Source organism: Streptomyces sp. NPDC054765, from assembly GCF_053612065.1.
Genome location: NZ_JBSHBP010000044.1, coordinates 67176 through 75750 on the forward strand (window position 1 = coordinate 67176; position 8575 = coordinate 75750).

Annotated in this window: 7 protein-coding genes and 1 pseudogene; 2 read left to right on the forward strand and 6 right to left on the reverse strand. The window is 71.0% G+C overall.

Annotated features, from left to right (window positions below; translation table 11 throughout):
- Positions 1–250: 250 nt before the first annotated feature.
- The 3 genes and pseudogenes from ACWGJY_RS25520 to ACWGJY_RS25530 form a co-directional block, all read right to left on the reverse strand.
- Entirely contained in the window at positions 251–1114 is an 864-nt protein-coding gene (locus ACWGJY_RS25520) for an ABC transporter permease (RefSeq protein ID WP_453263171.1), read from the reverse strand.
- On the reverse strand, positions 1074–2126 hold the full coding sequence (locus ACWGJY_RS25525; RefSeq protein ID WP_453263172.1) for an ABC transporter ATP-binding protein: 1053 nt from the start codon (positions 2124–2126) through the stop codon (positions 1074–1076). Before ACWGJY_RS25525 ends, ACWGJY_RS25520 begins: the two co-directional genes overlap by 41 nt.
- Positions 2123–2577, reverse strand: a pseudogene (locus ACWGJY_RS25530) (MarR family winged helix-turn-helix transcriptional regulator). Before ACWGJY_RS25530 ends, ACWGJY_RS25525 begins: the two are co-directional and overlap by 4 nt.
- Positions 2578–3080: 503 nt before the next feature.
- On the opposite strand from ACWGJY_RS25530, the gene ACWGJY_RS25535 reads away from it, so the two are divergent.
- Both ACWGJY_RS25535 and ACWGJY_RS25540 read left to right on the forward strand, forming a co-directional pair.
- Positions 3081–4130 carry a hypothetical protein gene (locus ACWGJY_RS25535; RefSeq protein WP_453263173.1) on the forward strand — a complete coding sequence of 350 codons (1050 nt, stop codon included), beginning with the start codon at positions 3081–3083 and terminating at the stop codon, positions 4128–4130.
- Between the two features lie 138 nt (positions 4131–4268).
- A complete protein-coding gene (locus ACWGJY_RS25540) occupies positions 4269–4802 on the forward strand; it encodes a hypothetical protein (protein ID WP_453263174.1) in 534 nt (177 codons plus the stop codon).
- A 139-nt stretch (positions 4803–4941) separates the two neighbouring features.
- Here the strand turns inward: ACWGJY_RS25540 and ACWGJY_RS25545 are convergent, their stop codons facing one another.
- From ACWGJY_RS25545 to ACWGJY_RS25555, 3 genes are all read right to left on the reverse strand, one after another.
- The gene (locus ACWGJY_RS25545; protein WP_453263175.1) at positions 4942–6237 is read right to left on the reverse strand and encodes a PP2C family protein-serine/threonine phosphatase; all 1296 of its coding nucleotides are present in this window, start codon (positions 6235–6237) and stop codon (positions 4942–4944) included.
- Between the two features lie 360 nt (positions 6238–6597).
- Positions 6598–7356 (reverse strand): guanitoxin biosynthesis heme-dependent pre-guanitoxin N-hydroxylase GntA, encoded by a 759-nt coding sequence (gene gntA, locus ACWGJY_RS25550; RefSeq protein ID WP_453263176.1) that lies wholly within the window; start codon positions 7354–7356, stop codon positions 6598–6600.
- A 282-nt stretch (positions 7357–7638) separates the two neighbouring features.
- Positions 7639–8550, reverse strand: a complete 912-nt coding sequence (locus ACWGJY_RS25555; protein ID WP_453263178.1) for a cation:proton antiporter — start codon at positions 8548–8550, stop codon at positions 7639–7641.
- Positions 8551–8575: the final 25 nt, after the last annotated feature.

Sequence of the window (8575 nt, forward strand, 5' to 3'; positions counted from 1 at the left end):
CCGACGGTGGTATTGACCGCAGGAACGCATCCGGCGCGAGTGTAACGCCGGGCCCTTCCGGTGTGGTTGGAGAGGTACGGGCGGTGGGCGGCGGTGGGCGGCGGTAGGCGGCGGTGCGTACGTGGCGCGCGTACGAGGACGAGGAGCCAGGGCCAGGGTGAGTGCCAGAGCAAGCGCAAGGGCGAGGCCAGAGCGAGGGTGCGGAAGGCCGGGCCGGGGAGAGGCTTCGCCCCGCCTTTGTGAGGTGCGGTCAGCGGGCGAGGCGGCCCAGGAGGGCGGAGGCCGCGGCGATGCCCAGTGCGGCGGCCGCCACCAGCACGGTGTAGTCCAGGGCCAGATGGGCGTGGGTGCCCAGGAGAAGGCCGCGGAGGGCGTCGACCTGATAGCTCAGGGGGTTGATCCTGCTGACCGTCTGCAGCCAGCCGGGCATGATCGTCACCGGGTAGAGGGCGTTGGAGGCGAAGAAGAGCGGCATGGTGATGGCCTGGCCGATACCCATCAGGCGGTCGCGGGTGAGCACGATCCCGGCGATCGTCATCGACAGACAGGAGAAGAAGGCCGAGCCGAGGATCACGGCGACGCCGACGCCGAGCAGCCGTAGCGGGTTCCAGGTCATGGCGACGCCCAGCAGCGCGGCGATGACGATCACCACGACGGCCTGGATCAGTGCCTTCACCCCGGCGGCAAAGGCCTTGCCGGCGATCAGGGCGGACCGTGGGGTCGGCGTGACCAGCAGCTTGGTGAGGATTCCGGCGTCCCGTTCCCAGATGATCATGATGCCGTAGAAGATCGCGATGAACATGGCCGACTGGGCGATGATGCCGGGCGCCAGATAGTCGATGTACGGGATGCCGCCGGTCGGGATGGCTTTGATGCGGGTGAAGGTCTCGCCGAAGATCAGGAGCCACAGGGCGGGCTGGACGGCGCGGGTGTAGAGCTCGGTCCGGTCGTGGCGCAGCTTTTGCAGTTCGACCACGCACATCGCGACGACTCTGGCGGGCAGCACCCGCCAGCCGGTGCGGGCCCGCGGCGGGACCAGCAGCAGGTCCAGTCGGCCGGGGCCGGTGGCCTGGTCAGCCGACGCGGTGTGCGGTGCGGCGGGTGCTTCGGACATCGCGGAAGTCTCCTGACTGCTCGTCGAGACCACTGCCGGCGACGTCCCGGAAGACATCCTCCAGCGTCGGCACGGCGTCGGACGAGCGCGATGGGGCCGATGAGGCAGAGGCGGGGGAAGCGGCCGAGGAGGAGTGAGCGGCCGGTTGGGGGGTGGGGGTGGCCACGGGGTCCGGTGCCGTGCCCGGGGCGGGCGAGGTCAGTGCCGCGCGGCGGCGGGCGCGCAGGGCGGACCGGAGTTCGTCGGGGGTGCCCAGGGCGCGGATCCGGCCGTGGTGCATCAGGGCGAGGCGGTCGCAGTACTGGTCGGCCTCGTCCATATAGTGCGTGGTCACCAGGACGGTCATGCCGGTGGCGGCCCGTACGGCGTTGATGTGGTCCCAGACGCTGGTACGGGCAATCGGGTCGAGGCCGATCGTCGGCTCGTCGAGCATCAGCAGACGGGGTGCGCTGACCAGCGCCTGGGCGAGTTCGAGGCGGCGGATCATGCCGCCGGAGTACGTCTTGGCGAGCCGTCCGGCCGCGTCGGTGAGGCCGACCGCCTCCAGCGCCTGGGTGACGCGTGCCGTGCGCTCACGGCGGGGGACATCGAAGACGCGGGCGAACAGTGTGACATTTTCGCGGCCGGTCAGCCCGGCGTCCGCGGACAGCTGCTGCGGTACGTAGCCCAGCAGCCGGCGCACCGCCATCCGCTCCTTCGCCGCGTCGTGCCCGAAGACCCGCACCATGCCGGCCGGGACGGGCAGGAGGGTGGTGATACAGCGGATTGCGGTGGTCTTGCCCGCGCCGTTGGGGCCGAGCAGACCGAAGACCTCGCCGGGGCGGACGGCGAGGTCGACGCCGTCCACCGCCCTGGTCTCGCCGAAGGCGTAACGCAGGCCGCGGCACGTCACGGCGTCGGGGGCGGCCGTGTCCGGGGCGTCCGGGGCCGAGGCGTCCGGTGGGAGCGGCTCGCCGGCCGGTCCGGCGGGGCCGGACACCCGCTGCTGCCGTCCTTCGTCATCGGTGGTCATGTGTCCTCCGTCTCCCTTTGCAGGTTGTGGGCGAGCCTGCGCAGCGCCGGAAGTGCCGCCACCAGCGCCGCCCGGTCGGCCTCGGGAGGCGCGCGACCTGCTCACGGACCAGGGCGCTGCGCCGGGCCTCCCAGTCGCGCAGCCGTGCCCGTGCCGCGGGGGTGGGGAACAGCAGAGCCGATCGGCGGTCGTCGGGCGCGACCTCACGCCGCAGACAGCCGGTCCGGCTGAGCTGGTTGATCAGGGTGGAGACCGAATTGCCCGCGAGACACAGCTCCCTCGCCGCGGCCGACACCCGTATCCCGGGCCGGGCCGCGACCAGCCGGAGGAGTTCCCCCTCGGCACCGCGCAGCCGGGGGGTGGTCAGGCCGGCCCGCAGCCGGCGGCGGATCAGCCGCTGGACACCTGCCGGCACGTCGGCCGGCGAGTCGGGGAACTCCCCTGCAGCCATGGTCCGATTTTAGCTCTGCGTGAGAGGTAGCCGCCGGGACGCGCGCGGGCCCGCACACCGAACGGCCCAGCCGGAAGCCGGATGCCGGGAGCTGCGGACTGCGGGCTACGGGCTACGGGCTACGGGCTACGGGCTACGGACCGTACGAGCGGCTACGGGCCGTACGAGCGAGGGCGTGCGGCCGGCACGGGCCGGCCCGGTTCCCTTCGGGTGGTGCCGGCGAGGCCGGCGCCCCCGCCGGTGGCGCGCTCGGGAAGAAGGTCATTCAGCGCTGCCACGGCAGGGGGCTTTGCTGCCATGGCAGGGGGCTCTACAGACGCCCAGGTGGCCGGCGCACGGGTGCGGAAACAGGAATTCCGAGGGAATTTCTCGCAACTGCCGCCCCGGACAACGGCCTTGACAGTCACTTGTGGGCGGAGAAGCCTGGTTCATTCAGCAGTTGCCGGATGTCGGGGGATACCGGGGGAATCGGGGGACTCATGGTGAGGTACACCTCTGCGTACATGACGGAAGAGATATCGGCGCACACGGCTCACCCGCCCGCGGACGACAAGCGCCATACCGCCACCACCCTGCGTCTCGCGCGGAAGGCTCGTCCGCCGCGCGGCAGGATCCGGACCGCCGCCCTCGGCGCGGCGTCCCTGGCACTCGCGCTGCCGCTGACGGCCTGTTCGTCGGACGGGGCGAGCAGTGATCCGGCGGGCGGGGGCTCCAGCAGCTCGGCCGCCGGTTCGGCGCCGTCCCCCGGCCCGACGCCGGCCATCGACCCGGCCGTCTACCGCCGCGCTCTCCACGACGCCCTCGGACCGCTCAACAGCGCACTGCGCGCGGTCGACAGCGCGCACGAAGGCGGTTCGCTGGACACCGCGCTGGACACGGCGGCGGCCAAGGCCGATGCGGCCGCGGATGCCCTGCAAACCGCGGCCACGCCGGACAACGCCATCGCCGGGAACAGTCAACTCACCACCGCCCTGCGCGCGTTGGGGCAGGACCTCAAAAGTTCCCACGGGTATGGCGGCCGCTGCGCCACCTCACCACGCGTCAGCCTCGGCACGGCCCGGAGCCCGCAGAGCATCAAGGAAGCCGGACGCGCGCTCGGCGCCCTCGGCTACCACACCACGCTGCGACTGCCGCATACGGAGCAGGCCAAGCACCGCCGGCTCGGGAACGGTGCCTTCGTCCACGACGGCAGCCGGGGCGGTCTGGGGCGGCTGACCGTCAGGAACGGCACCGGCAGCGATGCGGTGGTGACGCTGACCCGTGGTACGCAGACGGCGTTCTCCGTGTACGTACGCAAGGGCTCCGAGGCGACCGTACGCAGCGTCAACAGCGGCTCGTACACGGTGTACTTCACCACCGGTGAGGACTGGAACGGTGCGAAGAGCTCCTTCACCCGCGAGTGCAGCTTCGAGAAGTTCGACGACAAGGCGAACTTCCGGACGGTGCGGGTGACGGGCGGAACGCAGTACACGGTGCTGACGTTCACCCTGAACAAGGTCATCGGCGGCAATGCGAGCACGCGCACGGTGCCGCCGGGCGAGTTCCCGTCGTAGCGGCGGCCGAGGAGGCCGGACCGTCGCCACACGTTCCCGGCTGCCGGGGCTCGGCTGCCAGGGATGTGGCTCCCGGCCGTCGGCCATGGTGCACACGCGGCCGCCGGTACGTCGGGGCCGCTCGGTAGGGTGCGCCATGTGGGCGACAGTACGTGGTGGACTCTGGCGATCGCGGCGGTGACCGGTGGCACGGCGGTGCTCGCCAGTTGGGTCACCAGCCGCGGCAGCACCCAGGCCGCCAGGATTCAGGCCGAGACCGCCGCACGCTCACAGCGCGCGGAGCGGTTGCGGGAGAGCCGCCGCACCGCCTACCTGGACCTGATCGAACAGACCCACCACATGGGTGAGTTGCTCTGGGAGATCTCCGCCGTGCTCCGGCAGCCCGGCTCGGACGCCCGTACCGCCGCACTCGGCGAGCTGCGGGACCGTGAGGTCGCCGAGTACGCGAAGATCCGTCGCTGTGTGCGGGTCGTCGAGCTGGAGGGCCCGCCCGCGGCCGCCGCCGCTGCGCTCGCCCTCCAGAAAACGACCGGTCCCTTCTACACGGCCCTCTCCGCCGCCCCGGCCGGCGACGCCGATCGCCCTGCCGCGTTCGATGCCGCCTACCGCCCCTTCTGGGCGGCGCTGGTGCACTTCGTGGACGCGGCGCGCGAGGCCCACCAGTCGGACTGAGCCCTACGAGCGGGCCGGCGGCCTCCGGGGCGACTCGGTTCGGCCACGCGCTCGCGCGCTGGTCCGCTCGCCCGGACACGGCCTCGCCCGCTGGTCCGCATCGCCGGGGCCAAGCCTCACCCGCTGGTCCACGTCGCGGCTACCGCTCGCCGTCATCGCCGTCGCCGTCATCTTGGCCGTCGCCGTCGCCGTCGCCGTCATCATGGCCATCGTCATCGCCGTCGTCATGGCCATCGTCATCGCCGTCGTACGGCGCAAGGGCGAGGAGGGCGACATCGTCATGGAGGACGCGGGTGTGGCGGGGCAGATCGGTGTTGAGGAAATCGATGACATCGGCGGGGCCGGGGGCGGGCCCGCCGGAGAAGCGGTCGCGGAGGTGGTCGAGCAGGGGGTAGAAGGCGCCGGTGCGGTCGCGGGCCTCGACCAGGCCGTCCGTGCACAGGAGAAGGACGTCGCCCCGCTGGAAGGGGTGGATGTAGGCGAGGGGCTCCGCATCGGCCAGGGCGCCCAGGCCGAGCGGGAGGGCAGGCGGTCCGGTCAGGGCGGTCACCTCGCCTCGGGAGATCAGGACCGGCTCGATATGCCCCTGGTTGACGATGGTCACGCGGTGGGCCGGGGCGTCGTACTCGACCAGCACGGCGGTGGCGAACAGCTCGTCATCGGGGAGTTCTTCGGCCTCACGGACCAGGCACCGTTCCATACGGGCGGCGACGGCGGGCAGGCCCCCGGGGTCGTAGACGGCCTCGCGGAAGCTGCCGAGGATGTCGGCGACCGTGCGGACGGCCTGGAGCCCCTTGCCGCGGACGTCACCGACGATGGCGCGCTCACCGGAACCGGTGGCACGGATGTCGTAGAGGTCGCCGCCGACCATGGAGCCGACCTCGCCGGACCGGTAGAGACCGGCCGCGCGTAGGTGTCCCACCCGGTGGGGCACCGGCCGCAGCAGAGTACGCATCAGAGCCTCGGCCACCGAGTTGGCGCGCACCAGGTGCTGTTCCTGACGTCGCCGGTGGGCGGCCAGCGCCACGCCGAGGATGCCGACCAGGCCGGTGGCGATATAGGCGGCGACGTGGTGGTTCTCCCACAGCTGGTGGATGTTGTGGCCGGTACAGCACGGGGTGCCGGCCAGCACCCCTTCCAGCACGATCGCGAAGACCGCGAACGCCGCGACGCTGACCGGGCCGAGGGTGTACGCCGCGATCACCGGCAGAGCGATGAGCAGGAAGCTCACGGCCCAGGGCGTGGGGGTGACGGTTTCCAACAGCAAGACGAAGGCGACGTAGGCAGCCGGCAACCAGCGCATCCACGCGGGCGGCCGGGGCACCGCGAAGCCACTGTTGTCGACGATCTCCGCAAGCCTCCCGGCCCCGCGTCCGCGGCCCGGCCGTCGGTCACGACCCGGCCGCTGGAAGATCCGCTCACCCCACCTGTCCACACGGGCTCCTGCCGCGACCGTGATCAAGAAGCCACAGCCTGACGCGGCCAGACAGCCCAACCCGGCCATTACGCCGTCAGCGGCATGTCACCTGGCGTCAGGCCGGGTGACAGCCCTCTCCGGTGCGAGGTCCGGTGACCCGCGGGTCGGTCCAGGCCTGCGGCTGCGCCCTGGTGATCGCGGCCGTCGGGTACAACAGCTGGAGCCCACGAAGGCGGGCGGCCGGCAGCCGGTAGGACGCGGTCATGGCATCCCCGGACCGCTCCGCCCCACCCCTTCCCCGCGGGATCCGGAAGTCGCTTTCCGCCACCCGCCACCGCCCGGTGTGGGCCCGGGAGGACCGGGGAGGACCGGTGGGGCTCACCGCTTGTGCTGGAGGAGTCCCTCGGTGAAATCCTCGACAGCCGGTTCGTGCCGGGGAGTGTAGGGGCACTTCCAGTCCTCTTCCGTGAACCGGCCTGAGAAGTGCCGCGCGGGCTGCTCGTACTCGTACTCGGTGAAACTCGGGTTGACGGAGCCGTTGTTCTTGGCCTCACGCCTGCGGATCGCGTCCTGCATCGAGTAGAAATGCTCGCCGAGAAGCATGAACTGCGCGAGCGAGTTGAAGGCGATCGCCGAGCTCGTGAAGCGACGGCTCGCCCGGGACGAACCGGGATGCATACCCACGACGAAGAAGGCATGCCCGGCCGTGTGGAATCCGAAATTGGGCCGGCCGGGGTCGGAGGACGCCCCCGTGTCCAGGCCGTACGTCCGGCTGTCGATGTCGTGCATGAATTGCAGGTGTTGCCAGATGAGCGCCTCGTAGGTGCGTTCGTCCACCGTTCCGGGCTCGTCGAAGGTGGCGACAAAGGTGCGGAAGCTCTGGCCGGACAGCACGGGACGCACGGCATCGACATAGCCGACGAGGTCGCGGTGGTTTTGTTCCGCAGACGCCTCGTCGCCCATTCTTCGGTAGTGCCGGTGCGTGATGGTCCGGCGTTTCAGTGCGGCGCGCGCGCCCAGGCAGCTGAACTCCTGGGTCTCAATGAATCGTTCCAGTGCGGAACGTATGGCGGTGCCGGGTTCCTTACCTGCGGCGGTGTCGCGTTCATTCCCTATGACGGTGTCGCGTTCATTCATCGTGAGACCTTGGCTGGATTCGGTGATTGACCCCACGACAGTGCGGGGTGCCGGACCACTCGGCAAGGGTGCAAACCGGACGAAGAATGAATTCACACGGTCTTGGGTGAAAGTTCTCCGGTGCCGGGACGGGGACGGGACGGGGCCCCTGCCCAGGTCAGAGACGGCGCCCAGGCCGGGGCGGGGACGGGGACGGGGCCGAAGCAATGGCGGTCATCATCCCTGACGCCAGAGGGAGTTGACGGTGCACCGGCTTGCTGCGATGCCCGTAAACAGCCTCACCTACCGGGTGGGCTGGGTGGCAAGCCGCGCGTCGAGCGGTCCGGGCAGTTCGGGCGGGGGCAGGGGTGTCGTCGGGCCCAGGGCCTTGAGCAGCGGGCCGGTCACCGCGGTGGTGACCATCGCCATCAGGACGAGCACGGTCAGTCCGGTCGTGCTGATCAGCTGGAGTTGCCAGCCGATCCCCGACACCACCAGTTCGGTGACGCCGCGACAGTTCATCAGCGCGCCGAAGCGCAGCGCATCCCTGCGGGGAAACCCCATCGCCCACACCGCGCCGCCGGCACCGACGATCTTGCTGAGGGTCGCGGCGAGAAGGATCCCCGTGAACACCAGCCAGGGCCAGATGTCCAGGCCGAGCGCGCCGATCGAGACATTGAGCCCCACGCCCGCGAAGAACAGCGGCAGCAGCACCGCGAGTGTGAAGCCCTGCAGTTGCTGGTTCATCCGTGCGGTGACCGTCGAGTCCCGTGGTACGGCCGTCCCGAACAGGAACGCGCCGATCACCGGGTGCAGTCCCAGCATGTGTGTGATGACGGCATAGCCGATCGCGCCGACCAGCAGGAGGGGCAGCAGCCGTTCCACGCCCGGTCGTTGTTCCGCCTTGCGTACGACCCTGGTGAGCAGCGGGCGCACCACGCACGCGGTGAGGCCGACCAGCGCCACGGTGACGCCGAGGGTCCCCGCGAGGTGCAGGCCGCTGCCGGAGCCGGTCAGGGCGAGGATGACGGTCAGCCCCAGCCAGGCGACGCCATCCCCCACCGCGGCGGTGGCCAGCGAGAACGAGCCGAGCGGTGAACGGTCCATGCCCAGGTCGACGAGGAGTCTGGCGAGCACCGGCAGTGCAGTGAGGCTCCGCCAAGCTCGTTTCCGCAGTTCAGTGGGGCTGGTGTGATGCGTCGGTGAGGTCCTCACTCTGGCAGGTGGCGTGATCGTCGGG